Source organism: Streptococcus sp. 20925_1_22 (genome assembly GCF_041431685.1).
In the GTDB taxonomy this organism is placed as follows: domain Bacteria; phylum Bacillota; class Bacilli; order Lactobacillales; family Streptococcaceae; genus Streptococcus.
In genome coordinates this window covers 383879-409899 of record NZ_JAPVYE010000001.1, presented here as the reverse complement: position 1 = coordinate 409899, position 26021 = coordinate 383879, and the positions used below count along the sequence as shown (strand labels likewise).

Annotated in this window: 22 protein-coding genes and 1 pseudogene; 2 read left to right on the top strand and 21 right to left on the bottom strand. The window is 42.9% G+C overall.

Annotated features, from left to right (window positions below):
* Positions 1–36: 36 nt before the first annotated feature.
* From O3621_RS02080 to O3621_RS02020, 13 genes and pseudogenes are all read right to left on the bottom strand, one after another.
* Positions 37–783: a PoNe immunity protein domain-containing protein gene (locus tag O3621_RS02080; protein ID WP_314450316.1), complete on the bottom strand. Its 747-nt coding sequence runs from the start codon at positions 781–783 to the stop codon at positions 37–39.
* Between the two features lie 67 nt (positions 784–850).
* Positions 851–1456 carry a hypothetical protein gene (locus O3621_RS02075; protein WP_314450318.1) on the bottom strand — a complete coding sequence of 202 codons (606 nt, stop codon included), beginning with the start codon at positions 1454–1456 and terminating at the stop codon, positions 851–853.
* A 209-nt stretch (positions 1457–1665) separates the two neighbouring features.
* Positions 1666–2670, bottom strand: coding sequence for a hypothetical protein (locus O3621_RS02070; RefSeq protein WP_371513499.1), 1005 nt, complete (start codon positions 2668–2670; stop codon positions 1666–1668).
* Positions 2667–3197: a hypothetical protein gene (locus tag O3621_RS02065; RefSeq protein ID WP_314449120.1), complete on the bottom strand. Its 531-nt coding sequence runs from the start codon at positions 3195–3197 to the stop codon at positions 2667–2669. The genes O3621_RS02070 and O3621_RS02065 overlap by 4 nt, the downstream gene beginning before the upstream one ends.
* Positions 3198–3352: 155 nt before the next feature.
* Entirely contained in the window at positions 3353–6904 is a 3552-nt protein-coding gene (locus tag O3621_RS02060; RefSeq protein ID WP_314449123.1) for a pneumococcal-type histidine triad protein, read from the bottom strand.
* Positions 6905–6913: 9 nt separating this feature from the next.
* Positions 6914–7852: pseudogene (locus O3621_RS02055) on the bottom strand (metal ABC transporter solute-binding protein, Zn/Mn family).
* Positions 7853–8134: 282 nt separating this feature from the next.
* Entirely contained in the window at positions 8135–11314 is a 3180-nt protein-coding gene (gene carB, locus O3621_RS02050; RefSeq protein ID WP_314449126.1) for a carbamoyl-phosphate synthase large subunit, read from the bottom strand.
* Between the two features lie 23 nt (positions 11315–11337).
* Positions 11338–12414: a carbamoyl phosphate synthase small subunit gene (locus tag O3621_RS02045; RefSeq protein WP_314449128.1), complete on the bottom strand. Its 1077-nt coding sequence runs from the start codon at positions 12412–12414 to the stop codon at positions 11338–11340.
* Between the two features lie 114 nt (positions 12415–12528).
* The gene (locus O3621_RS02040; RefSeq protein WP_002895276.1) at positions 12529–13446 is read right to left on the bottom strand and encodes an aspartate carbamoyltransferase catalytic subunit; all 918 of its coding nucleotides are present in this window, start codon (positions 13444–13446) and stop codon (positions 12529–12531) included.
* A gap of 107 nt (positions 13447–13553) precedes the next feature.
* Positions 13554–14837: a uracil-xanthine permease family protein gene (locus O3621_RS02035; protein WP_061591694.1), complete on the bottom strand. Its 1284-nt coding sequence runs from the start codon at positions 14835–14837 to the stop codon at positions 13554–13556.
* A gap of 8 nt (positions 14838–14845) precedes the next feature.
* Positions 14846–15364, bottom strand: coding sequence for a bifunctional pyr operon transcriptional regulator/uracil phosphoribosyltransferase PyrR (gene pyrR, locus O3621_RS02030; protein ID WP_061591693.1), 519 nt, complete (start codon positions 15362–15364; stop codon positions 14846–14848).
* Positions 15365–15630: 266 nt separating this feature from the next.
* Positions 15631–16266 (bottom strand): Pr6Pr family membrane protein, encoded by a 636-nt coding sequence (locus O3621_RS02025; protein ID WP_061591692.1) that lies wholly within the window; start codon positions 16264–16266, stop codon positions 15631–15633.
* 7 nt (positions 16267–16273) lie between these two features.
* Positions 16274–16612, bottom strand: a complete 339-nt coding sequence (locus O3621_RS02020) for a zinc ribbon domain-containing protein YjdM (protein WP_002920966.1) — start codon at positions 16610–16612, stop codon at positions 16274–16276.
* A 274-nt stretch (positions 16613–16886) separates the two neighbouring features.
* Here O3621_RS02020 and O3621_RS02015 point away from each other — a divergent pair, with 274 nt between their 5' ends.
* Both O3621_RS02015 and O3621_RS02010 read left to right on the top strand, forming a co-directional pair.
* Positions 16887–17411 (top strand): ECF transporter S component, encoded by a 525-nt coding sequence (locus tag O3621_RS02015; protein WP_002914987.1) that lies wholly within the window; start codon positions 16887–16889, stop codon positions 17409–17411.
* 20 nt (positions 17412–17431) lie between these two features.
* Positions 17432–17965 (top strand): transcription repressor NadR, encoded by a 534-nt coding sequence (locus O3621_RS02010; protein ID WP_196756972.1) that lies wholly within the window; start codon positions 17432–17434, stop codon positions 17963–17965.
* A 120-nt stretch (positions 17966–18085) separates the two neighbouring features.
* Here O3621_RS02010 and O3621_RS02005 read toward each other — a convergent pair whose 3' ends face one another.
* The 8 genes from O3621_RS02005 to O3621_RS01970 form a co-directional block, all read right to left on the bottom strand.
* Positions 18086–18382: a hypothetical protein gene (locus O3621_RS02005; RefSeq protein WP_002904668.1), complete on the bottom strand. Its 297-nt coding sequence runs from the start codon at positions 18380–18382 to the stop codon at positions 18086–18088.
* 44 nt (positions 18383–18426) lie between these two features.
* Positions 18427–18894: an 8-oxo-dGTP diphosphatase gene (locus tag O3621_RS02000; protein WP_061591691.1), complete on the bottom strand. Its 468-nt coding sequence runs from the start codon at positions 18892–18894 to the stop codon at positions 18427–18429.
* On the bottom strand, positions 18867–19403 hold the full coding sequence (locus tag O3621_RS01995) for a hypothetical protein (RefSeq protein WP_061591690.1): 537 nt from the start codon (positions 19401–19403) through the stop codon (positions 18867–18869). Before O3621_RS01995 ends, O3621_RS02000 begins: the two co-directional genes overlap by 28 nt.
* Positions 19393–19938 carry a DUF1697 domain-containing protein gene (locus tag O3621_RS01990; protein WP_314449141.1) on the bottom strand — a complete coding sequence of 182 codons (546 nt, stop codon included), beginning with the start codon at positions 19936–19938 and terminating at the stop codon, positions 19393–19395. The genes O3621_RS01995 and O3621_RS01990 overlap by 11 nt, the downstream gene beginning before the upstream one ends.
* A gap of 42 nt (positions 19939–19980) precedes the next feature.
* Positions 19981–21846 carry a DUF2971 domain-containing protein gene (locus O3621_RS01985; protein WP_049539146.1) on the bottom strand — a complete coding sequence of 622 codons (1866 nt, stop codon included), beginning with the start codon at positions 21844–21846 and terminating at the stop codon, positions 19981–19983.
* 19 nt (positions 21847–21865) lie between these two features.
* Positions 21866–23854 carry an excinuclease ABC subunit UvrB gene (gene uvrB, locus O3621_RS01980; RefSeq protein ID WP_002904675.1) on the bottom strand — a complete coding sequence of 663 codons (1989 nt, stop codon included), beginning with the start codon at positions 23852–23854 and terminating at the stop codon, positions 21866–21868.
* A 161-nt stretch (positions 23855–24015) separates the two neighbouring features.
* Positions 24016–24963: a type II CAAX endopeptidase family protein gene (locus tag O3621_RS01975; protein ID WP_314449146.1), complete on the bottom strand. Its 948-nt coding sequence runs from the start codon at positions 24961–24963 to the stop codon at positions 24016–24018.
* A gap of 67 nt (positions 24964–25030) precedes the next feature.
* A complete protein-coding gene (locus tag O3621_RS01970; RefSeq protein WP_371513491.1) occupies positions 25031–25975 on the bottom strand; it encodes a CPBP family intramembrane glutamic endopeptidase in 945 nt (314 codons plus the stop codon).
* Positions 25976–26021 lie beyond the last annotated feature (46 nt).

Below are 26021 nucleotides of genomic sequence, written 5' to 3'. Positions count from 1 at the left end.
CGTTAATGCTATCACTTAATTATCTCTTAGTATACTTTAGACTTCTGCACCCTCAGCAACCAAATCATAAGGGAAATACGGGACACCTTCCAATTCTTTGTAATCCAAGCCCTTGAGTTTGCAGAGAGCACCAGATTCAAAGGACCAGTAACCATAATAATTATCAATATTTGCTTTATGCAAGTCATACCAACCTGTATCCCTATGTCCTGGATACCATTTCTTAGTTACATATTCTTTGAGCAGTTTGAGTGCCTGTTCAGCATTCTCTTCTTCAATAATTTTCCGAGTAAAGCCATAAGGTCTTGGAAAATTATAGTTTATCCGAATCTTCCAATCTGGATGACGAGACTGAATCAAGTAATCAATCAAATAATCCTCTGGATCATCCTTTTTGACCAAATCAACTAGCTGATCAAAAATCTCATCATTAATCTCCAAAAGAATCCCAATAGAAAGGACCCAAACCATTTGAAGATAGCCAGAATTGCTCTGCCAAACTGGAAGCAGACTGTTGACAAAGTTAATATATTCCTCCTTAAAATCTTCAAGAGGATAACCAGCTGTATAGGTGGCAACTAGTATTTCTTCGGTTAATACATTAATCGTCCCCTTGATATTTGCAATAACTTCGTCATTTGTTAGCTTGTATCTTTGAACTCCTTCCTCCGTATCCTTAATTAAACCATTAATTTCTTTTTGCTTTTCATTTATTATTCTTTTTTCAAAATCAATTAACTTTAGTATTCTATCTTTTGTAGTCAATGTATCTCTAAAAGTCATTTATTATCCTCCTACGGCCATATCTCACCTTCTTTTAGGTTAATGAATTTTCAACTTATTCACAGCCTTATTGATTATTATTCTGATTTTCTTCCTCACGTTGTTTATGAAGATCTTCGAGAAATTGCTTCTGAACTTCTTTTAACATACTACTGTTCGGGATTTTACTATTAGCAGAGCTGTCTGACGATGAAGAAGAAGTTGCTTCTGTATTTTGCTGTTCAGACGATTCTTCTAATATCTCTGTTGAGGATTGGGCTGGCTCATGATTCTCAATGCTTTCATATACTTTAGGATCAATGATAATAAATGGCTTTGTCACAACTGGCCTATAAAGCGAAAAGAAAGAAACAATGAGAACAAGCCCCGTGCCAAGAAATATCGAAACAGATTTTAAAAGATTTTCGCCTAAAATCTTTATGTCTTTTCCCTTAATTTTCTTCCAATCAGGATGCTCAGCTTCGATTGCTTTTTTGCGTTGCCAACAAGGAAATAGAAACCCAAAATTAAGTCCAAACATCGTAATTGTAAAAATAGACATAAAACTATGATATGGAGAATGATTTGCAATCATAACAAGTGATAAAACAGCTCCTAAAATCACAAGCAATATGATGAAGAGCAAGCGGAGATTCGCTTCTTTCTTTAAAATCAAATATTCTTCTTTGGTCATTTTTCTCTCGTTTCTTTTTTGTTTTCATCTTAGAAATACACCTTCAATTAATTGAAGGTTTTGACATTCAAAATTTTCCGGGTTAAATTGATGGTCTATTAATTCTTGAAAATCAACCTCATCATTTTACTTTCTAAAAAACATTATTTTGAGCTCCTGGCATAGTTGCCACATTTAACCGAACAGATGTTTCGTAAATTTGAGTCGTATTAATCCGTCTCTTTTTTCCCATTTGCTTTTATCCTTTCCTGTGATTTTTCAGCTTCCGCTTTGGACCAATCAATGAATTCTTGGTAATTATTTAAAGGGGTTTCTTCGTTCGTTTCATAATCCTTTGCGACTATATCTAGCTTATCCTGACCAACTGGCGCAAACCAATGCCGAAGATCTTCATAGTAATCTGCAGGAGAAACCAAGCCTCTACGATACTGAATTTTTGTAACTCTATTTTTCTTTAAACGCTTTACCAAGTCAGGAAATTCACGGCTAAGATTAATATCCTGCCCAATCTCGTTTTCCTTTTTATCATTAATATAAGTTAAATAATTTAAGTCTGAAAATCCATTAAAATATAGAATATCATCGAGATTGGTTCTGAATAGGGAAGGGAAACTATTTTGTGCGAGAATCACCTCTTCCATAGCTTCACTAAGCTCTGTCAATTTCCCATTTTCCAGATTTAACAATAGTTTTTTTCTTTCTTTTACATTATCTTTTTTAGAGACAAAAATTTCTAAGTAGTCTATATTATCATGATAAATCCCATATCCTATATTTTCCATAGATCCATCATCTATCAAGCTATACTCTGAAGTATATTTCTCTACAGTCTTTTTGAGGTCTATACGCTTTTCTTCAAAATTTTTCTTACGCAGATCATAGATTAAAATTTCGAATGCTGTGAGCTTACTAGATAATTTTTTATATTCTTTAGAATAGGTTTGATCATATGATATAAATGAGGAAACTACATAATTTCTTGTAAGTGTTAAATCATTGGGTTGCAAATTTGAATCTTTAGGACTAACTAAGACATAGCGCCCATCATCTGTCAGAGTAATATCTTTCAGCGAAGAATCAAATACAAGAGTTTCCTTTCTGGAGTCTTCCTTTGGCTTGGAAGGAGAAAAGAATTGTTTTTTTAGATAGACAAAGCTACAGAAAGCTACTAGTAAGACAGCTATCACTAAAATAATTTGTTTTCTTTTATTCATTTATTGACCTCTTCCTCTTGTCCGACCGACGAAGCATCTGATTGATTATCCCCCTGACTGTCGCCGGTGCTGGCTGAACTATCCGATTTTGGAAAATCTAAACTATACTCAGATTCTGTACTAATCGCTGGAAGTTCAATATCTACTATCTCCTGATTTTGAACAGGATGATGATAGGCGAAAAAGGCCCAAACCATATAAACAAGAATGGCTGGATATACAATCAGATGTCTTCCCCAAAAATTCCCAGAAGCTTCAGCACCTCTTGTAGACATTCCTTTCAATTCTGGATACTGATTCTCGTATTGTTTCTTTTTTGTCCAATACGGCCTTGATATAACAATACCTGCAAACACAACTAAACCAATTGAAACATTTTCAAAGATTAGATTCCTAGATTTTGAATAGACCAAAATAAAGGATAGAATAGCTCCTGTAACGGCCGTTAGCAAGAATATAAGGCGGCTATAAATAGCTTCTTTTTTTACTCTAGGATATTCTTTGATGGGTAGTTTTTTTTCTGTCATGATGACAATCCTTTCATCTATCAGTCTCTGTTTATTTTAACACAATATCAATCAAATAAGTATAGGGTTGTCAAAATCAAAAACGAATGATGGTATTAGACTTGGCTTAGTCTTCATCATTCGTTGTATTGTTGTTTTTACATCAAAATGTAAGCTTAGCTAATCTGGACAGTTTTCAGTTGGCCGTCTGCTCCTGTAAAGCTGATGCTTCTGTTTGCTGGATTATAGCTGAAAGCCTCTGGACTGACACCGTAGAGCTGAGAAAGCTCCTGCAATTTCTGGTTGAATGCTTCCTCTGTCATGACAAAACTCGCTGCTAAGCTTGATTGACCAGTCGGGTTTGCAGCTATCGAAGCTTCTGCAGGTTTGTCAGATTGGTTTTGAGCTGCTTCTCCAGTGGCAGATTCAGAAGGTAGATTGCCATTTTGCGCAGTTTCTGGAGCACTGCTGCTTGCTGGCTGACCAGAAGCAGGTTGTTCAGCCAGTGCTTTTAGGAAGCCTTTTTGCACCGCATAGGCATCTGCAGCTTGACGCTCAGCTTCTGACAAGTCTTTCTTGTAGATATAATGCTCGTGGTCCAGATGGGCTACTCGATATCCTTGCTCATCCGCTCCGACCATATCCTGCAGATTAAAGTGATAGCCATCATCGTCCCTATGCTGAGAATCGGACTCGCTTGCTCCCTCAGGATGGACGAGTGACTGCTGGAAGGCCAGGATTTCCTTAAGCAGCTCTTTCTTGTCTGTAGCTCTCTGTCCGAGCTTATCAAAAAGCTGGTCCAGCTGCTGGTATTGCTGCTCACTTCCTTGATTCTTTTCCAAATACTGATGGATAGACATGAGCAAATTATAAAGCTGTTGATAAACTTCCTGATTTTCCGTATTAGCTGGCTCTTCCTTTTGTCCAGCAATAGTCCGGCTCATCTGATCTAAAAGCTTCTGACTTGCTGCCAGCAGAGCTTGCTTATCTGAGCTACTGCTCTTTAATTCCTTGCCTAGTTCCAAGATTCTAGCTGCATAGTCTGCTCGGCTGTTTTGATCCTTTATTTCTCCTAGCAATTCCTGCGCTTTTCCAAGGAAGACAAGGGCTTGGGCACTCTTCTCGCTATCATCCGAGGTGCCAAAATCATCATAAATCCCCTTCAAAAAGTCATAAATCATGGCCTTATAGGTTGGTTGATCGGGCTCTCCCTGATCTAGTTCTGTCTTTTCAGAGGACGCAGAAGGCTGACCGCTAGCAAGGGCAGCTGCAATCTCTTTTTTAGTCTGATAGAGGGCAGGGAAAAGCTGTTGGAGATTGGTCGCTTCTATAAAGGCTTGAGACTTATAGAGAGTCAAGGTCAGCTCGGCTGCTTTTCTGCGCAGCTCAGGGCTCAAACGCCCATCCTCTAAAGCTTGGTAGAAATAACGAATATAATCAACCGCTGTGACGCCTGTCCGATCATGATAATCTTCTAAAGCAGATAATACTTGTCCTAGCTCTGCCATTTCAGCTTGATTCTGGCCAGCATAAGCATTTTGCAGACGCTGCAGCAAGTCAGCTTTCTTCATTCCATAACTATCCGTGTCAAGTCGGTTCATTCTCTCCAAAAGTCCTTGATAGGTCTTGTCTAGCTCGGTCTCTTGGATTGGCTTGACCGTCTGATCCACATGGATAAACTGCTTATCAAAGTTATCCAGACTGCTCAGGTAGCCAGCTGTTGAGTTGCTAGGCAGCTTCTTCATGGTTTCCACGAACTGCCCCAAAGCAAGCTCAATCCGCCGCTGCATAAGAGGATCATCGGCATAGAGACGCTGACTATCCGCTTTCAGGCTTTCTACTTTTTGCAAAACAGCAGCCTCATCATAATCGCCTTGCTCATACTTAGATTGAATCTGAGGCAGACGATTTTTCAAGGCTTCTGCTGCGCCCTTGGACTGGATTTTGATATAGTGGTTGTGGTCGCCATGAGGAATGACAAACTGACCATCTTCCACCTGCAGACTGTAAGGTGAAAGACCTGAGCGCAAGGCTGTTGTGTAGAGCTCATTCATGAAGTCCAGCTCTGCATTGCCCGTTACCAGAGGAATTCGAACATGCTCCTTGCGGACAGCATAGGGGTGGATATGAGTCGGATCATAGGCTTGGTCAGGGTTATTAAAGACAAAGAAGCCATTTGAGATGCGAACCGCTTCCTTGGGAACGCCATAGGTCTGGCAGATATAAGCAATCTTTTCCTCATCGCTGGCATCGCGTGAATAGCGTTCAGCGTCATTGACTACTGCTAACGGTTTTGCTGGTTGCTGCTTGGCCAAGACCTGCTCCGCTGCTTGAATCTGTTCAGCAGTCAAGTCTTTCTTGTAAAAGTAATGAGCATGATCTCCATGCGATACCATGTAGCCTTGGTCGTCCTTGCCAATGACAGCCTCCGCATGAAAACCATGGTCGTGCTCAGGCTGTGACGGTAACTGAGGCTTCAAAGCTTGCAGAGGATCTCCTAGCGGCTGGTAAGTATAACCAATAGGAATCAAGCGGGCAATCTTCGCTTCCAAGTCTGACAGCTTGTCATAAGGAATGAAATGATGGTGGTATCCGTGGGGGATAACGATCCCATTTTCTGTCCGACGGCTGATTTTCAGTGGGTCAAACACCACACCGTCCCCTTCGTGATAGCGCTGAGACTGAGGCAGGGCATAGAGTTGCTGCAGCAGACTTGGCAAGGATGGCTGAGATGGTTGAGACGGCTGGAGCGAATTAGACGGACTCGGCTGAGTAACCGCTAAGCCAGGGCTTGGTTGCTCAATCTTTGAATGATTTGGCAGCTGTGGAGTCGGATTTGAGACAGCTCCACCCTGATTGATAGCACTATTCTGATTCCATGTGTTGGAAGAAGCAATCGTCCTGCCGTAGTCAGGCGTATTCACCCGTCCGCCGGCCTGCCTGCTATTCCAGTAGCTCTGAGCCGCAGCCAATTCTGCTGGTGACAGGTCGCTCTTAGGAATGTAGTGAAAATGCCCGCCATGCGGCACGATAAAAGCATCGCCAGTATCCTCGATGACGTCAGACGGATTAAACGTATAACCATCATCCGTCCTATATCCCCCTTGGCCTTGATAAGAAATTCCTGCAAGGTCTGCGGCTGTCTTTCCCGCAGCGAGGGACTTGCTGGGCTGGCTGAAATCGCGAGTTCTGCTTGATTTTGTAGTGGAAGATTTGCCACTATCGCCTTCTTCCTTGGTCTTATGCAGCTTCTTCTGCCGCGCAATCTCATCCACCGAGCGGACATTGCTGGTATGTTTGGCATCCTTGAGGTAGAGATAATACTTCCCCTCCACCTTGATGATATAACCATCCTTGACCTCATTGATAATATCTGCTTGCTGCAGCGTGTAGTTGGGATCTCGTATAATCAGCTCTTCGCTGATAATGGCATCAAAAGGCACCTTCCCGTCAAAGTAATGATAATGGTCTCCATGAGAAGTGACATAGCCCTGATCTGTGATTTTCACGACAATCTGCTCTGCTTCAATACCTTCCTCATCATTGATTTGGTCAGGTGTCAAATTTTTATTTTTATCCGTCTTGTCACCCAAAGTCTTATCCTCAATATAGGCTACTTTATTATCTTTGGTCTGAGGTCGGGGCTGAGATTGCCATTGGATAAGCCCGTAAGTTCCGAGGCCGAGAGCTAGTACAGTTGCTGAAGCAAGGAAATATTTCTTTTTCATGGTTGTCTTTTATCCTTTCAAATCTTTAGCTAAAACAGCTAGATTCTTTTCTAAATTTTCTAAATAAGATAGTTGGTTGACTGGATCTGCTTCCAGAGGATTCAGCTCCTTGATTTGTACACCGGTCGCCTTGACCAAGGTTTGAGCCACTTTGGAAGAAGCATTGCTTTCCACAAAAATGGTCTTCACCTGATGCTCCTTGACAAAGTCTTCTATCTCTGTCAGCTGACGCGGACTAGGCTCCTGCTCCGGTGAAATACCCGCAATGCCCAACTGGGTCAGCCCGAAGCGCTTAGCTAGATAAGAAAAGGCTGTATGTTGCGTGACAAAGGTCTTGTTGGGCACTTTATCAAAAATCTCCTGATAGCGTTCTGTCAGCTCCTTGGTCTCTTCTTGAAATTTTCGAGCATTGGCTTGATACGTCTCCCGATGGTCACTATCCAACTCCGACAGCCTATCGGCGATAATCTGGGCTTCCTCCACAGCCTTCTGAGGATCCAACTAGGTATGGGGGTCATAGAGGGTCTTCTCATCCACTCCCTCTCCCGCTTGGACATCTTCCAAGCCTGCAACCCGCTCCAGCTCCATTCCCTGAGAAGCCTCAAGAACTTGAACCTTGGAATTCTTGAGACTAGGATTCAGCTCGCCAGCCCAGGACTCCAAGGTCCGTGAATGATAGACAAAGACATCTGCATCATAGATAGCTGCCACATCATTGGCTGAAGGCTCAAAATCATGAATACCGTTGCTAGACTGAATCATGCGCACATCATTCAGATCGCCCGATATAGCCTTGACCATAGAGTAGATAGGATAAAAGCTGGTTACAATCCTCAATCCTTGCGACGGACTGGATGGACTAGATTCCTTTTGAGACTGACAAGCCCAGAGACACAAGGACAGGACCAGCAGACTAAGGCAGGCTATGAATTTTAAAGCTCGTTTCACAATATCTCCTTAACTTATTATTAACCAGTTTATTAACTGGTTAATATCATACACTTTGTCAACTTCTTTGTCAAGTTGTTTTAAGAAAATAAAGAAAAAGGAAGTAGGATTCTTTCCCACTTCCTCTTTGCTTTTAATTTAATATATTTGAAAGGTTATTTAATATTACTATTCAAAGACAGAATAAGCTTGGACAGATGCTTCTCTCAAGCTTAACTGTATGAGATTACTTTTCCGATTTGGATAGCGTCAAACGACAATCTGGAACACAAAAATCTTGCTCTATATCGCCTCTGTAGTGAAACTACGGCTTTCCAGCACCTTCAGCATGGCATCAGCTGTGTCCAAGGCTGTGAAGAGTGGTACTCCATGCTCAATAGCTGAGCTGCGGATAATTTGGCCATGCTTATCTGCTGTCCGCTTGGTTCCGACTGTGTTGATAATAGCCTGAACCTTACCCTTGCGGATATAGGCTGGAATGTCTTTGTCATCATCACTGCCGATTTTTTCCACCAGACGGACGTGTAGACCATGATTTTCAAAATAAGAGGCTGTTCCCTTGGTTGCCCAAATACCATAGCCAATATTGGCAAAACGCTGAGCCAGCTGCAGGGCTTCTTCCTTGCTATCGTCTGCAATAGTAAAGACGACATTACCAAAGTTTGGCAGATGGAGATAGGAAGCCTCAAAAGCCTTGTAGAGAGCTTTCTCGAGTGTGCGGTCGCTGCCCATGACTTCGCCGGTAGACTTCATTTCAGGTCCCAAAAGACTGTCAACCTTCGCCAGCTTGGTAAAGGAGAAGACTGGCGCCTTGATATGAACCATGGAACTTTCTGGATGGAGACCGTCTTCATAGCCCAGCTCTGCCAAGCTTTCCCCAAGAATCAAACGGGTCGCTACTTGCGCCATCGGAATATCGGTCACCTTGGACAAGAAAGGAACAGTCCGGCTGGCCCGTGGATTGACCTCAATGACATAGACCTGCTCATCTTTGATGACGAACTGAATATTCATCATGCCAATACAGTTGAGTCCCAGAGCCAAGCGTTTGGTATAGTCTGCAATAGTATCCTTGACTTTCTGAGATAGAGTTTGCGGCGGATAAGCCGCCATGGAATCCCCTGAGTGAACCCCTGCCCGCTCGATATGCTCCATAATCCCTGGAATCAAGACCTGACAGCCATCAGAAATAGCATCCACTTCGCACTCATCACCGACAATGTAAGAATCAACCAAAACCGGATGGTCTGGACTGGCCTTAACCGCTGTCCGCATATAAGAGCGTAGATCCGCTTCGTTTTCTACGATTTCCATGGCACGGCCACCCAAGACATAGGAAGGCCGCACCAGAACGGGGAAGCCAATCTTACGAGCAGCCTCTACTGCCTCCTCTTCATTAGTGGCCGTCTGACCCGGCGGTTGCGGAATATCCAGCTCCTTCAGAGCTTGCTCAAAGAGATCCCGGTCCTCAGCTCGATCCAAGTCCGCCACTTGGGTACCTAAAATCTTAACACCAGCCTTGGACAGTGGCTCTGCAAGATTAATGGCTGTCTGCCCGCCAAACTGAACGATAACACCTTTAGGCTGTTCCAGCTCAATGACATTCATGACATCTTCAAAGGTCAGCGGCTCAAAGTAGAGCTTGTCAGAGACAGAAAAGTCGGTCGATACAGTCTCCGGATTGCTGTTCATGATAATTGCTTCATAACCAGCTGCCTGAATGGCCTTTACAGAATGAACAGTCGCATAGTCAAACTCCACTCCCTGCCCGATTCGGATAGGACCAGAACCCAGCACCAGAACAGATTCCTTGCTGGATTTGATAGATTCATTTTCAAAGCCATAGGTAGAGTAGAAATAAGGCGTCGCAGACTCGAACTCAGCAGCACAGGTATCCACCATCTTGTAAACCGGTACAATCTTCTGCTCCTGCCGGATGCGACGCACCTGCTCAGCTGTCATGTCCCACAAGTCAGCAATCTTAGTATCCGCAAAGCCATTTTGCTTGGCTTTCTTAAGCACATAGCTATCTCCGATATGACTAGCCAGCTCCTGCTCAATTTCGTAAATATGGAGCAGCTTATCCAGAAAAAAGACATCAATCTTGGTCAGTTCGGCAATTTCATCAGGACTGTAACCACGGCGAATAGCCTCTGAGATATAGAAAATCCGGTCGTCTTGCGCTTTGACAATCTTCCTCATCAGCTCATCATCGCTTACTTGGCTGAGAGCAGGCAGCTCATTGTGGTCCGCACCAACTTCAAGAGAACGGCAAGCCTTGAGCAGACTCTCCTCAATATTGCGGCCGATAGCCATGACTTCGCCTGTCGCCTTCATCTGGGTTCCTAGACGGCGTTCACCCTGCTCAAATTTATCAAATGGAAAACGCGGAATTTTAGCAACTACGTAGTCCAGAGCTGGCTCAAACATAGCATAAGTAGAGCCTGTCACTGGATTGATGATTTCATCTAATGTAAGTCCGACTGCGATTTTCGCCGCCAACTTGGCAATCGGATAGCCAGTCGCCTTAGAGGCTAGGGCTGATGAGCGGGAAACCCGCGGATTGACCTCAATGACATAGTACTTAAAGCTATGCGGGTCCAGAGCCAGCTGCACATTACATCCACCTTCAATCTTCAGTGCTCGAATAATCTTGAGGCTGGCGTCCCGCAGCATCTGGTATTCATAGTCTGAAATAGTCTGACTAGGTGCAAAAACGATTGAATCCCCTGTGTGGATACCGACTGGGTCAAAGTTTTCCATATTACATACGACCAGCGCATTGTCGGCGCCATCCCGCATGACTTCGTATTCGATTTCCTTAAAGCCCGCTATGGAGCGCTCGATTAGACACTGGGTAACCGGAGAGAGTTTGAGGCCGTTTTCTGCAATTTCCTGCAGTTCTTCCTCATTGCTACAGATACCACCGCCAGTTCCTCCCAGTGTAAATGCCGGACGGACAATGACTGGATAGCCGATGTCAGCTGCAAATTCCAGCGCTTCATCAACTGTATTGACAATTTCTGACTCAGGGATGGGCTGGCCAAGTTCTTCCATCAGCTGCTTGAAGAGATCCCGGTCTTCCGCTTGGTCAATGGCCGACAGCTTTGTGCCTAAGAGCTCCACTCCCAGCTCTTCTAAAAGCCCTGACTTGGATAATTCCATGGCCATGTTGAGTCCGGTCTGGCCGCCCAAAGTAGGCAGCAAAGCATCCGGCCGTTCCTTACGCAAAATGCGTGCAACAAACTCCAGCGTGATAGGCTCGATATAAACTCGGTCCGCAATTTCCTTGTCCGTCATGATGGTCGCCGGGTTGGAATTAACCAAGACAACACTGTAGCCCTCTTCTTTCAAGGACAGGCAAGCCTGAGTCCCAGCATAGTCAAACTCCGCAGCCTGACCGATGACGATAGGACCAGAACCGATGACCATAATTTTCTGAATATCTTTACGTTTTGGCATAGTGCACCTCTCAATCTTGCTTCCTAGTAAGCCTGATGGGCATCCATCATTTCCATAAACTCATCAAAGAGATAATCTGCATCATGCGGGCCCGGCGCAGCATCCGGGTGAAACTGCACAGAAAAGGCAGGATAATCCCGGTGGCGCACACCTTCGACAGACTTATCATTGATTTCTTCATGGGTCACAATCAGGCATTCCGGCAAATCCTCACGGCTGACTGCATAGCCGTGATTTTGACTAGTAAAGTCAACTCGGCCTGTCGCAATCTCACGTACCGCATGGTTGAAGCCACGGTGGCCGAACTTCATCTTATGCGTCTTTGCACCATTAGCCATGGAGAAGAGCTGATGTCCCATACAGATTCCGAAAATTGGAATCTTGCCCTGAACACCACGAATCATGTCCAGAGCCTCTGGCACATCTTCCGGATTTCCCGGTCCATTGGACAGCATGACGCCGTCAGGATTGAGCTGGAGAATTTCCTCAGCACTGGTATCATATGGCACCACCGTCACGCTACAATTTCTTTTGGCTAACTCCCGCAGGATAGAATGCTTGAGACCAAAGTCCACCAATACCACGCTGCGACCCGTTCCCGGAGCTGGATAGGACTGCTTGGTAGACACCTGCTTGATGTTATCAGTTGACAGAACTGTCGCCTGCAGCTGGTCTTGCAAATGCTCAATACTATCATCCGCATTGGCAATGGTTGCCCGCATGGTTCCATGCTGGCGGATAATCTTGGTTAGTGCCCTTGTATCAATTCCCGAAATGCCTGGTATCTTCTTGATTTTGAGGAACTCATCCAAAGACAATTGCTGGCGCCAATTGCTGGCACGGCGTGCATACTCATAGACCACCACTCCCTTGCAGGTCGGCAGAATGGATTCATAGTCGTCCCGATTGACACCATAATTTCCAACCAAGGGATAGGTAAAGGTCAAAATCTGGCCGTTATAAGACTGATCCGTAATTGATTCCTGATAACCTGTCATGCCTGTGTTAAAGACGATTTCGCCTGTCACAAAAAGATCCGCTCCAAAAGCTTCCCCTTCGAAAATCATGCCGTTTTCTAATATTAAAAGTCTCTTTGCCATTGTTCCCTCCTGTCCAAGATGCAGACCGCCCACGACCATCCACATAAGATATATAATAATAGGGAGTGGGATTGCTTCACATAGCTTTACCCACTCCCGGCCTACTGTCCGAGATTATTGACGGCCTTTCAGAACTGCTTCGATAATAGCCATTCTGACAAAGACGCCGTTGGTCATTTGTTCAACGATACGCGATTTTGGTGCTTCGACCAGATGATCCGCAATTTCTACATCACGGTTAACTGGAGCCGGATGCATCAGAATCGCTGTATCTTTCATACGGTCATAACGCTCTTGAGTCAGACCATGCAGTCTGTGGTAATTTTCTTTAGAAAAGATGGACTCGTAGTCATGGCGCTCATGCTGCACGCGCAGGAACATCATGACATCCACTTCTTCAATCACCTCATCAATGGTGACAAACTTACCATAGTCCGCAAACTCTTGGCTCCGCCATTCTTCCGGACCTGCAAAGTAGAGCTCTGCCCCCAAGCGCTTGAGAATTTGCATATTTGACTTAGCCACGCGCGAATGGTCCAAGTCGCCAGCAATCGCAACCTTGAGTCCTTCGAAGCGTCCAAACTCTTGATAAATGGTCATCAGATCCAACAAGCTTTGGCTAGGATGCTGACCAGAACCGTCTCCTCCGTTAACGATGGAAGTCGTAATAGTTGGGCTTTCGACAAGCTCTTTGTAATAGTCCACTTCAGGGTGACGAATGACACAAACATCAACACCAAGGGCAGACATGGTCAGGATAGTGTCATACAAGGTTTCTCCTTTATTGACCGAGCTGGTCTTGACATCAAAGTCCAGAAGATCGCAACCCAACTTCAACTCTGCTACCTCAAAGGCCTTGTGGGTCCGAGTCGAAGGCTCAAAGAAGAGGTTAGATACGATATGCTGCTCATCATAATGGACTTTAGCGCCATTTTTAAATTCGATTCCGCGTTTAATCAAGGCCATAACTTCTTCATTTGATAGAGTTTCCATAGAAACAAGATTCTTAAGAGCGATTTGATTGGATGACATGATGTAATTCTCCTTTATGAAAGAATGAGGGCTTCCAGAGTGCTGCAAGTAAAGTCGCTCTGAGAGCAAGCTATTTTTGAACGAAAGTTAATGATTTAGCGCCTAGCTCAATCCTTGGGCTCAGGCAGGACAAGATAGAGGACAATTCCCAGAATAGTTGACAAGGCAACTCCTGAGATTTGCAGACCCGATAGCTGCAAGGTCAGACCACCGATACCAGATACCAGGATGACACTGGCAATCAAGAGATTCTTTTTATTGTCAAAGTTGGTCTGCGCCTCAATCAGAATCTTGAGACCGCTCGAAGCAATTACCCCAAAGAGAGCGATGGAAATACCACCCAGCACAGGACTCGGGATGGATTGGAGCAGGGCTGAGACCTTACCCACAAAGCTCATGACAATAGCCAGTACTGCCGCACCTGCAATGACATAGACGCTGTAGATTTTATTGAGCGCCATAACTCCGATATTCTCTCCGTAGCTAGTCACTGGCGGTGCTCCGAAAAGCCCTGCAATAATCTGAGCCAGACCATCACCAGTCAAGGTCTTGTCCAGTCCTGGATCCTTGAAGAAGTCCTTACCTGTCAAGCTATTCAGCACCATGACATGCCCGAAATGCTCTGTCATGGTTACAAAGGCGATAGGCGCCATAGTTAGGATTGCGCTTGGGTAAAATTTCACATCATAGTCTAAGAATGGCAGACTCATTGGCGGAAGGTGGAACCAAGAAGCTTGCCCAACCTTGGCAAAAGACACAATTTCCTGCCCAGTCACGGCCCCTAAAATCAAGCTAAAGATGTAGCCGACTATCAAACCTAGCAAGACTGGGATGATTCCCACAATTTTCTTACCATAGATATTAAAGAGGATGACTGCCAAGAGAGTGACCATTCCGATAATGAAGTAGGTCAAATCATAAACCTTTTCCCCATTAGCTACAGTCTTATTCATCACATCGCTAACAGCTGTCCCAGCCAAGCTCAGACCGATGACCATGATGATAGGCCCTACCACTACTGGCGGCAGCACCTTGTCAATCCATGCATTGCCAGCAAACTTGACAATCAGTGCTACGATAAAGTAGACCAAACCACCGGTGATAGCTCCCTGAGCAACCGCTCCGATACCATCAGTCTTCATAAGCATCTGCATGGCTGCGATATAAGCAAAGCTGGACCCCATGTAGGCTGGAATCTTGTACTTGGTAACAGTCAGATGGACAATTGTTCCAAGACCGCTGGAAAAAAGAGCCACCGCTGGGTCAATTCCCACCAGAATCGGCACCAAGACTGTCGCCCCAAACATGGCGAACAAGTGCTGAAAGGATAGCCCTAAAAGCAAACCTGGCTTTGGCATATCATGCACATCATACTTAACATCTTGACTCATTTAGCTTATTACTCCCCCATAATCAACACGCGATCTTGACCGTCAGTTTCGGTCATCTCAACGATAATCTCCTCAGTTTGGCTAGTCGGAATGTTCTTGCCGACATAGTCTGCCCGTATAGGCAGCTCGCGGTGACCACGGTCAACCAAGACAGCCAAACCAACCCGAGAAGGCCGTCCATGACTGACCAGATTGTCAATAGCCGCTCGAATGGTCCGTCCTGTATAGAGTACATCGTCAATCAGGATTACTTGACGGTCGGTAATATCTACTGGAATCACTGTTGTATCTTCCTCAACCTTGATATCATCTCGAAAAGCCTTGGTATCTACTTCTGCGACTGGAATATCAATATTCTCCAACTGAGCCAACCGCTTCTGAATGCGGTGTGCCAAGTGAACCCCGCGGGTCTTAATCCCAGCCAAGACTATTTGGTTCAAGTCCTTGTTGCGCTCGATGATTTCATAGGTAATCCGCGTAATCGCACGGTTCATGGTGATGTCATCGACAACTTCTTTTGTTTTCATTCTTTCCTCCTCAAACAAGAAAAAGTCTCCTTATTACAAGGAGACTTCAGAAAATCTAGTCAGGCAAGCGAAAACAAGACGCACTTGCTTACACTCCACCCATCTTTTTACTTGCTCCTTGTCTATCTCTCTGGATAGAATTAAAGGATTATTTAATTTTTTATACTATATCACAAATTCAAAACTATTTCAAGAAAAAAATTGTATTTTTTCTGCTCAACTGGGTAAGGATTAGTGAAATCTGTTTTTCATCTAAAATTCACATGTCACTCTGAAGCTTTTTTCTTTGAGAAAGGGATGGATTTTATCCCGTAAAAGACAAAACCAAAGATCAGGTAGGCTGCAAAGATAATCAAACACATCTGGATGACATAAGGCCAGCCTTTCTTAAAGACATTGAGGAAAAAGTAAGGAAATGGATTGTCCTTGGATCTTGGAATATCTATTTTCAGGAAGAAACCATTAAAGAGGGCAAAGGCCATATAGACCAAGGGCACACTTGTCCAGGAAATCGGATCAAACCAACGGTACTGGCGCGACTTGTCAAAGATTACTGTATCCAGAAGAAATACCAAGGGTACTATATAATGGCAAAGAAAATTCTCTAGACGGTAAAAATCTGTCGCAATCGGGGCCAACAAGAGGTGATAAACGACACAAGTAATCATGATGGACATGGTTACCCCACCCTTGATTCTCAAGATTTTCGGCGCCTTCCAAGCATCGCTAGATCTCGTCATCAGATAGACAAGATAGCCCGTAAAGAGCAGGACCAAGAGATTGGACAAAACCGTATAGTACATGAGCATGCCCACGCCATACTTAGTGATTTCCAGATACACACCCAAAAAGGCGAGAATAAACAGAACAATTCGATAAATTAAGATAAAACGGCGATTCATAGAGACCTCAAATTTTCTTAACAAACTCTGACTTGAGCTTCATCGCACCGAAGCCGTCAATCTTACAGTCAATATTATGATCGCCTTCCACGATGCGGATATTTTTCACGCGCGTTCCTTGCTTGAGATCCTTAGGTGCTCCTTTGACCTTCAGGTCCTTAATCAAGGTAACTGTATCGCCATCAGTCAGCTTATTGCCATTAGCATCGATCGCTACTGGTCCTTCTTCTGCTTCTTGAACCTCAGCTGGATTCCATTCATAGGCGCATTCTGGGCAGACCAAGAGCGTTCCATCTTCGTAGACATACTCTGAATTACATTTGGGGCAGTTTGGTAAGTTGTTCATTTTTTCTCCATTTCTAGTCAAGGCTGCTAAATTCCCATACCAGCCATCTATATATGATTAAGCTCTTCTTTCATTTTTCAAATCCAGCAGAACACTAAACGATGTGAAGGTCAACTCAATTCTAAAAATCTAGTTTTCTCCTATTTCCACACCTTTCTAGTATAAGCTATTTTAAGCATTTTGACAAATCTCTTTTAGGATTTCCTACAGGTCTTGACCTTTCTGCAAAAACAGTGTACTATACTAGTGTATATACAGATAAAAAGGAGTCACTATGAAACCAAGATCTAAAAATCAATTTATGACACTAACCGCTTTTTTGACTGCACTAGCCATTGTTATCCCGCTGGTTATGCCGATTAAAATTGTCATACCGCCCGCTTCCTTCACCTTAGCCAGCCATGTCGCTATCTTTTTGGCTATGTTTATTTCACCTCTCATGACGGTGATTGTTGTGATTGGCTCCACTATTGGATTTTTTATGTCTGGGCTTCCTTTTATCATCACGCTTAGAGCCCTATCCCACTTGCTCTTTGCTAGCATCGGCGCTCTTTATCTGCAAAAGCACCCGGACACACTGGATAGCCAGAAGAAGACTTGGATATTTAATTTCCTACTGGCCTTGATTCATGCCTTTGGCGAGGTGGTCGTCTGCATCCTCTTTTACACGACTTCTGCCTATCCAGCTAATGCTTTCTATATCTTATTTGGTCTGGTTGGACTTGGTACGGTCATCCATAGCATGGTCGACTTTGTCATTGCTAAGTTCATCTATCAAGCGCTGAAAAAGATCCGCTAGAGCTTGAAGATTCCTGACTTTTGGTTTACAATGAAGCTATGACCAAGCAAAGACGAGAAGAACTATTAAACCTTTTGAAAACATCATCTGCTGCCCTCAACGGTCAGTCACTGGCGGAACATTTCCATGTGACCAGACAGATTATCGTGCAAGATATTGCCCTCTTGCGGGCTGATGGTGCCCCCATCCTCTCAACCAACCGAGGCTATCTTTATAAAGACCGCCAAGAAAGCGCAGCTTTTCATCAGCTCTTCAAGGTTCAGCATAGGGCTGAGGATATGGAAGCTGAGCTACTGGCTATCGTGGATAATGGCGGCCGCGTGCAGACTATTTTGATTGAGCATCCAGTTTACGGCGAAATTCAGACTTATCTGAAGCTGACCTGCCGCCGAGATGTCCAGCATTTTCTCCAACAGGTCGCATCCTGTGCCTTTCGCCCCTTATCTGAACTGACAGATGGAGTCCACTATCACCTAGTACAAGCCGACTCCCAGCAGGATTTGGACTATGTAGAATCTGCCTTGAGAGACCTAGGATTTTTACAGGATAAATAACAAGCAAGAAAAAGACTGATTAGGCCCCGACCTAGTCAGTCTTTTTAGTACATACTCTTGCGCCAACCGGCTTTCAAATGATAGATAGTCGCTATAAAAATCACTGATAAAACAATCAAACTATTCTTTAAAAGAAATTAAAAAAATTAATATCCCAGAAAATACAATACTAATAATTGACAAGGCCAAGACCCTATTCTCGTTTAAATCTGTGTACAAAGAATAAAGAAAAATGAGCAAATTAAGCAAAATCACTGATCTATAAAACCTAGATTGGCTCTGCTTCCATCCTTTTAAAGTATGAAAAGCAAATGGAAATCTCAAACCGAATCCAGCATTTCTAGAAGGAAAAAAATGGTTTAAGCCCAAAAGAAAAAATGCAACAATAGCAATCCATAATGAAATCATGACAGTCATCCACCTTTCTATCTTTGCACTTCAGACACAAAAGGAAACATTTTTTAATACATACTCTTGCGCCAGCCACCTTCTATCCGCTCGTGATAGTAATATTCTGACAGTTCCTCATCTTCCATCATACGCAGAAGTTCTAACATATCGTAGGCTAAGTCCAGCTGAGGCAGGATTTCCTTGTCTACCCAAGAAATCTCGCCCTCTTCTGTCGAATGAATCTGACCAGAAAATTCGGTCGCTTTGTAACAAAAAACGATGTAGCGAACTCCTTCATCCGTATGCCAGTTCTTAACCCCAACCAATTTCGGATGAGAAATAGTCAACCCCGTTTCCTCTAAAATTTCACGGACAACTGAATCATGGAGAGATTCTCCCTTTTCAATATGACCGCCCGGAAAAGCATATCCAGACCAACGATAGAGCTCTGGAGAGCGATACTGCATTAGGACTTTACCTCGCGCCTTATCTTCGACAAGGCAGATGTTTGTTAGGATTGTTTTTTGGGAACGTGACATTTCTTCTTCCTCTCTAAATAAATAGCAATAAGAGTTGCAAGCCCAGCTATTGAAAAAAATAGGATATAAGTTGCAATCGGAAACCAAACATAGCGAGAATCCAAACTGATTAGAGGTGGTGCAAAATGTTTTCCACCTTTTGACCGAATTCCTATAAAATAATGGATTAAGAAAACCGGCCCGTTCAGATAAAGAAATCCTTCCGCTAAAACCTTCAGAGAAGTAAATCCTTCTTTTCTCAAGCTACCAAATCGAGAATAATAAGGAATAAGCACCAAGAGGAGCAAGTTTACACATAAAGGACTAATATAATTAAAATGACGAAGTGGAGCAGGAATGCTCTCATTACCAAAAGTTAAATATCCCACACCAATCGCAACAACTATTAAGACTAAAAAATTTAAAAAAGCTTCTACTACACGATGTTTTTCCAACCAAAGACTAAACTTATTCCCCTGAACTTTTACTTTTCTTTTGTTTTTATTTTTCTTTTTGGTCTTACTTCTCATTCACCAACTCCACAATCTTCTGGAAGGTCTTGCCGTTTCGGATGGTTAGTTGCTTGTAGAAACTAGATTTGAGAAGTTTCTTATGGTAGTTGGACTTGAGATAGTCCGCTTGGTCAGCATTACTATAAAAGAAAGCCGTCTGCCCAAAATGCAGTTGCTCCTTGTCATTCGCCCAACTGCCTGCTAACTCTTGAACGCTTTCCCTGTCTACCTCTGGCAGATAAAAGAGAACATCGCGCCGAAAGGCTGTTTCATCCTGCCACCAAGCAGGAAGATTGGCTATTTCTTTTTCAAGCATGGCAGAGCTGACAAGGACGAAAGGCAGCGGAAAATCGTAAGACCGACTGAAATAAGCAGTCAAGCTCTCCCGAATCCTCTCCTCCTGCTCCTCGCTATCAAAGAAAAGATTGCCGCTATTGATGTAGGAAACCGGATTTTCAAAACCCAACCCAGCCAAATCCTTCTTCAAATCAGCCATAACGACCTTGTTTTTCCCGCCGACATTGATGCCGCGGAGTAAAAGTACATAACGCATGTGATGCTCCTTGCTTGTATGTTTAAAAAATGGTTATTTTCTCTAACGATAGGGAATTTTCGAACTTTTTATCTCTATATCAGGATTGGCAAGTTTGAGATAAGGAGCAATATAGTCTGCATCTGTAACCTTTGGACCTAGAATGACTTTTGAGTATTTCAAAGGAGCCAGATTAATGTATACAAATAGATCGTATCTGCCATTATCTTTAGGGCTTAATACTATATACTTCCTAAAATCGTTATAGTTAACTTTATCAAAAATTTCTAACCCAATATCTTCTTTCTTCAAGGATTTATCATTTAATAAATCTTTATTTTTATCTAAACTTTTATTATGATTTTCAATAAGTGTTTTTACAGAAGTATCATCTAGATTGATTAGAATACGATACTCCATCTCATATTCGTAATCTTTTACTTTAAAAAGATAAGAAATCTTTTTTAATTTTTCCGCCAAGTCACTTAGTGGAGTTTCACCTTCAAACTCTTGCATTTTTTCAAAAATTTGTTTTAGAATATCTAGAGCTTTACCAACATCTGATTCATCTTTAGCGCCAGAATTCAAATCTAAGTAATGAATTTTAACAAATTCAATAGATTTATGAGCAACAATATGTTCAAGATAACTCATGTCATATTCAAGGAATGCTCCTTGACATGAATCTGCGTATTCTTTCCACATAGGTAGGCTATCAGAAACTACAGTTAAGGAAGATATAAACACATTGGAAGTTTGATAGTTATGGAAAAATGTATTATCAATACCCAAATAATCGTGTATTGCCCTTCCTTCCATTGGATCGTTTAACTGTTTTAGATTAGTAAGTCGTAAAAATGGAGGTTGAGTTTCAGAATTATTTTCATTTTTCCAGTCTGCTTTTATAAGAAAATTTGTTAAAGTATCAATCTTAGTATAATGTCCAAAAGAGCCGATTGTTTTTAAATCTTTAGAAGCAATAGTCAAATTAGAACGAATATCATCAATAATAGCTTCTGCTTGATTCAAAAGTTCCTTGTAATTTTCAGACAGTATAAATCCAGAATCACTCTCCTTTTTTAAAATAGCGCCTTCATCACTACTATTACGCTCATCATACATTTTAACTAATTTAATTGCTTGATCTCGAATTATATCAGAATCGTTTTCTTTTGCTATCTTTCGAACAACATCAATCGATTCTTCAATTATATCATCAAAATGCCTTGATACAAAATCTAGATATTCACCAACATTTGCAGATTGAGGATTCTCCATAAAATGGTCATTTATCAATTTTAAGTGGTCATTTTGAAAAATTGAAATAAACTGTTCTAATTCAAAATACCAAAATATAATATGTTCAAAATCATTATTTTCAAAATCATTATTTTCAAATATAAAGCTGATGAACTGTTCTAATTTACTTTCAAAATAAATTCTTTTTTCTTCTGGTAAACTGTTCTGTTCGAATAGTTTAACAAAAACTGAAAGTAAATCAGAATAAATTATTTTACTTTTCTCTAGATTATCTTTTAATACTAGATCAAGAATTTTAAAAAAACAACTCTCGTTTTCAAAAAATATAGAATATTCTTCGTATTCTTTGGTAAGATATAGATAATTATAAAGAATAGATAAATAGTAAAAGATTTCATACCAACTATATGTTTGTGGAGTTTTTGATAATATTTTATTTAGAGTCTCTAAAATCTTTTTTTCTATCGTTTTATCAATTTTCGCTTCAAAATTACTACAAACATAACAAACATGGTCAACATATTTTAATTGTTCTTCTTCAGATAAATGTAAATATTGATATACAAAGTTTCCAATTTCATATTTCAGTTCTTTATTATCTAAAGAATTAAAATATTTTCGTAATTCATTTGTATTAAATTCACCTGAAAAATAATTTAACTCTTTCATTTTATCTCCTTCTAAAATTTCAATCCATCGCCTTTATTTCCAGAATCATATCGCGAATCTGTGCAGCCAGTTCGAAGTCCAGAAGTCCAGCAGCTTCTTGCATCTGTCCTTCCAGTTTCTTAATCATGTCCTTGCGTTCTTGCTTGTTGAGGCTTTCGATTTCGACAGTTTCTTCCTTGTCTGGCAAGGCAGCCTTGGTCACACTGATCAGGTCGCGGATTTCTTTTTTAATGGTCTGCGGTACAATGCCATGCTCTTCGTTATATGCCATCTGGATTGCCCGACGGCGGGCAGTTTCATCAATAGCCCGCTGCATGGACTGGGTCATAGTATCTGCATACATAATCACATGCCCCTCACTGTTGCGGGCTGCCCGGCCAATAGTCTGGATAAGACCGCGTTCGTTGCGGAGGAAACCTTCCTTGTCCGCATCAAGAATTGCCACCAGACTAACCTCGGGAACATCGATTCCCTCGCGCAGCAGGTTAATCCCAACCAGAACGTCAAAGACACCCAAGCGCAGGTCTCGGATAATCTCGGTCCGTTCCAAAGTCTTGATGTCTGAGTGCATGTACTTGACCTTGACACCCATTTCCTTGAAGTAGTCTGTCAAATCTTCCGCCATCTTCTTGGTCAGGGTTGTGATAAAGGTCCGCTCATTCTTTTCGACACGAGCATTGATTTCGCCCAAAAGATCATCAATTTGCCCCATGGTTGGACGGACTTCCACTTCTGGATCCAGAAGCCCTGTCGGCCGGATAATCTGCTCAATAACAGTATCCGTCTGTTCATTTTCATAGTCGCCCGGCGTAGCCGATACATAGACAATCTGGTGAACATGGCTCTCAAACTCCTCCCGGCGCAGCGGACGGTTGTCCAAGGCAGATGGCAGGCGGAAACCATAATTAACCAGCATCTCCTTCCGAGAGCGGTCGCCATTGTACATACCCCGAATCTGTCCCATGGTCATGTGACTCTCATCAATCATAATCAAGAAATCATCAGGGAAAAAGTCCAGAAGGGTATAAGGCGGCTCTCCTTCGCTCCGACCATCCATGTGGCGAGAATAGTTCTCAACGCCGTTTGTATAGCCCATCTCGCGCAGCATTTCGATATCGTACTCTGTGCGCTGCTTCAAGCGCTGGGCTTCCAGCAGCTTGCCTTCCTTCTCAAAAATAGCAAGCTGCTCCTCCAGCTCGGCCTGAATCTTGGCAATGGCTACTTCCATGTGGTCTTCATTGGTCACAAAGTGAGTGGCCGGGAAGATGGCCAAATGGTCCACCTCACCCAAGACTCGACCTGTCAAGGCTTCAACCTCACGAATCCGGTCAATTTCATCTCCGAAAAACTCTACCCGAAAGGCATGCTCATCACGAGAAGCTGGAAAAATCTCCACCACATCACCACGAACCCGGAATTTCCCCCGCTGAAAGTCAATGTCATTACGCTCAAACTGGATATCAACCAAATCATTAAGCAGCTTGTCACGGGAAATCTCTAGACCAGGACGCAGGCTAACTACGCTATCGGAGTATTCCTTTGGCGATCCCAGACCATAGATACAAGAGACAGAAGCCACGACAATCACGTCATTGCGCTCCAAGAGGGCAGAAGTCGCTGAGTGACGGAGCTTATCAATCTCGTCATTGACCGAGCTATCCTTTTCGATATAAGTATCGCTGGAGGGCACATAGGCCTCCGGCTGGTAGTAATCATAGTAGGAAACGAAGTATTCCACCGCGTTATTGGGGAAGAACTCCTTAAACTCACCATAAAGTTGGCCGGCCAGGGTCTTATTATGGGCGATAACCAGTGTCGGCTTGTTGACCTGAGCGATAACCTGACTCATGGTATAGGTCTTACCAGTACCCGTCGCCCCCATGAGAATCTGGGCTTTCTCGCCTCCCTCGATATTGTCCACCAGCTGCTCAATAGCCTGGGGCTGGTCACCTGAAGGCTCGTACTTGGAAACCAATTCAAATTTATTATCTGTTATTCTGTTAATCATCTTTTATTCCTCAAATTGTGCTTCTATCATTTTACCATATTTGCCCTATTTTCTCTGGATTTGGGTGTAGGTAGAATGGCCACGCTTCTACCATCGTCTGTCCCAGGTCACACATTTCATTTAAAGATATAAAAAAGGCCCAGCTCAACTGGGCGAAATGGTTATTTCTTAAAGATCAGCGCCTGAGGCAGGCGATTTTCTTTCTTGAGTGACCAGTAAAGATAGGCAATGCAGCCAATCAGGACGATACTGGAAAAAATAGATCCTTCAGCACCAAAAGCTCCACCGGACAGCAAATCCACAGAAGATTGTGAGTTATAGTTCAAGATTGAGGTAGATGCTCCTTGGCCACTGACCTGAATGCCATAGATATTTCCTTGCACAAAATTCCAAGCGCCGTGCATACCAGCCAGTACCCACATATTGTCATACTTGAGCATAAGGAAACAAGCAAAGATACCGTCTAGTATGATATTGACAATAGAAAGAACGGTCACACCAGGGTTAAAGAGGTGCAGAGCCCCAAATAGAGCACTGGAAATCAAGATACCAATGAAGATATTTGACTTAGCACTAACTACTGGAAAGAGCCAACCACGCGTCACTAGCTCTTCTGTCCCACCTTGGAGAATCCAGAAAGGAATGATAGCTAGGACAAAAATCAAAGACTGCAAGTTAAGCTGACCAAATTTCAGACTGCCTGTCCCCGTTACCAAGAGCAAGACAACAACCAGTGAAAACTGAACCGCTCCGATAAGGAAGCCTTTGAGGAGATTTTTGAACCAGTCTTCTTTATAGAATCCCAGACTAGAAAAAGGACGCTTCTCACGATACCGAACCCAGAGGAAAACTGCTAGGGCGATAAAGAAGAAACCAGCGAGCTGAAAAAAGACCGTATAGTGACTAATGGCTGCCATTGCTTCTGTCCGATTAATCGTCGGATCTGCAAAGCCAAATAAGAGTCCGACAATGATACCAATTGGCAACATTCCGACAAAACTTAAAATTCCTCCTCCATAAACAAAACCAATAGCAATCAAGATAGCCAACCAAATCGGCGGAATATAACGCGATTGCTTGATAGCATCCAACATACGAGATTTAAACATATAATTATTCCTTTCCTTGTTTGAATTTATTATAGCATATTATTTTAGGAGGAGCAAAAACTAGCCGTCAAAACTGTTTCTGAGACTTTCTCACAAGCTCTATCAAACTACCGTCTTTTTTCATCTTGATAAGCAAGTAAAAAACGGCCAGCAAGAGAATGAGTGAGCTGAAAACAGAAGCTTCAGCGCCGAAAGCTCCACCAGTTAGCCAGCTCCATTCTGACTTAGGGATAAAGTTCAATACTGCCGCGTCAACACCAGTACCACTAACGCTGAAACCATAGATATTGCCTTGAGTAAAGTTCCAAGCAGCATGAAGTCCTATAATCCCCCAAACATTGTCCGTCCGGAGCAGATAGAGACTTGCAAAGAGGCCAAATAAGGCAATGTTAACAATGGGAAGAATACCAATATCTGGATTGCCTAGGTGCAAGAGGGCAAAGAGGAGGCTTGAAGTCAGCAAACCGATGGGCAGGTTGGTCTTTTTGACAGCAACTGGCAGCAGCCAGGCCCTTGTCACTAGCTCTTCTGCTCCACCCTGAATCATCCAAAGCGGAAGCAAAATCAAGATATAGAGAAAAGGCCCCATCGTCAGCTGTCCCCATTCAAAAGAGCCAGCTCCGCTCAACAGCATAAGCAGAGCGACTAGACTAAAGAGGAAAAAACCTACTGCCAATCCTTTGACCAGCTCCACCAAGCTTCCTTTTTTAACAAAGCCCAGAGTCGCGAGCGGTCGTCCTTCAGCCCAGCGCACCCAGAGAAAGAGAGCCAGTATCATAAAAACAAAGCCAAACAAGAGAAAAGGCAGGGCAAAATTGAAGAAGATTTCAAAGAATCCGCCTTGCCCTAAGAAACCTAGCATAAGACTGAGGACAGTCGAAATTGGCTCCAAAGCCCAATAAGCTAACTGCTGTCCTCCTTGCACGAAAATAACTGCCAGCAAAAGAGACAAAATATAAGGAGGAACAAAGCGAGCTTGATTGACCCCCTCCAAGATACGTGATTTTTTCATAAGAACCTCATTCTATCCTTGCTTTTATTCATTTCCAGTATAGCAG

What these genes read in the sequence shown, in the direction of transcription:
- O3621_RS01985 (WP_049539146.1), bottom strand. Translation starts at nt 21,846, where the DNA reads ATGAAAGAGTTAAATTATTTTTCAGGTGAATTTAATACAAATGAATTA.
- O3621_RS02070 (WP_371513499.1), bottom strand. Translation starts at nt 2,670, where the DNA reads ATGAATAAAAGAAAACAAATTATTTTAGTGATAGCTGTCTTACTAGTA.
- O3621_RS02035 (WP_061591694.1), bottom strand. Translation starts at nt 14,837, where the DNA reads ATGAGTCAAGATGTTAAGTATGATGTGCATGATATGCCAAAGCCAGGT.
- O3621_RS01990 (WP_314449141.1), bottom strand. Translation starts at nt 19,938, where the DNA reads ATGCGTTATGTACTTTTACTCCGCGGCATCAATGTCGGCGGGAAAAAC.
- O3621_RS02060 (WP_314449123.1), bottom strand. Translation starts at nt 6,904, where the DNA reads ATGAAAAAGAAATATTTCCTTGCTTCAGCAACTGTACTAGCTCTCGGC.
- O3621_RS02015 (WP_002914987.1), top strand. Translation starts at nt 16,887, where the DNA reads ATGAAACCAAGATCTAAAAATCAATTTATGACACTAACCGCTTTTTTG.
- O3621_RS02045 (WP_314449128.1), bottom strand. Translation starts at nt 12,414, where the DNA reads ATGGCAAAGAGACTTTTAATATTAGAAAACGGCATGATTTTCGAAGGG.
- pyrR (WP_061591693.1), bottom strand. Translation starts at nt 15,364, where the DNA reads ATGAAAACAAAAGAAGTTGTCGATGACATCACCATGAACCGTGCGATT.
- O3621_RS02000 (WP_061591691.1), bottom strand. Translation starts at nt 18,894, where the DNA reads ATGTCACGTTCCCAAAAAACAATCCTAACAAACATCTGCCTTGTCGAA.
- O3621_RS01995 (WP_061591690.1), bottom strand. Translation starts at nt 19,403, where the DNA reads ATGAGAAGTAAGACCAAAAAGAAAAATAAAAACAAAAGAAAAGTAAAA.
- O3621_RS02040 (WP_002895276.1), bottom strand. Translation starts at nt 13,446, where the DNA reads ATGTCATCCAATCAAATCGCTCTTAAGAATCTTGTTTCTATGGAAACT.
- carB (WP_314449126.1), bottom strand. Translation starts at nt 11,314, where the DNA reads ATGCCAAAACGTAAAGATATTCAGAAAATTATGGTCATCGGTTCTGGT.
- uvrB (WP_002904675.1), bottom strand. Translation starts at nt 23,854, where the DNA reads ATGATTAACAGAATAACAGATAATAAATTTGAATTGGTTTCCAAGTAC.
- O3621_RS02025 (WP_061591692.1), bottom strand. Translation starts at nt 16,266, where the DNA reads ATGAATCGCCGTTTTATCTTAATTTATCGAATTGTTCTGTTTATTCTC.
- O3621_RS02080 (WP_314450316.1), bottom strand. Translation starts at nt 783, where the DNA reads ATGACTTTTAGAGATACATTGACTACAAAAGATAGAATACTAAAGTTA.
- O3621_RS02020 (WP_002920966.1), bottom strand. Translation starts at nt 16,612, where the DNA reads ATGAACAACTTACCAAACTGCCCCAAATGTAATTCAGAGTATGTCTAC.
- O3621_RS01975 (WP_314449146.1), bottom strand. Translation starts at nt 24,963, where the DNA reads ATGTTTAAATCTCGTATGTTGGATGCTATCAAGCAATCGCGTTATATT.
- O3621_RS02075 (WP_314450318.1), bottom strand. Translation starts at nt 1,456, where the DNA reads ATGACCAAAGAAGAATATTTGATTTTAAAGAAAGAAGCGAATCTCCGC.
- O3621_RS02005 (WP_002904668.1), bottom strand. Translation starts at nt 18,382, where the DNA reads ATGACTGTCATGATTTCATTATGGATTGCTATTGTTGCATTTTTTCTT.
- O3621_RS01970 (WP_371513491.1), bottom strand. Translation starts at nt 25,975, where the DNA reads ATGAAAAAATCACGTATCTTGGAGGGGGTCAATCAAGCTCGCTTTGTT.
- O3621_RS02065 (WP_314449120.1), bottom strand. Translation starts at nt 3,197, where the DNA reads ATGACAGAAAAAAAACTACCCATCAAAGAATATCCTAGAGTAAAAAAA.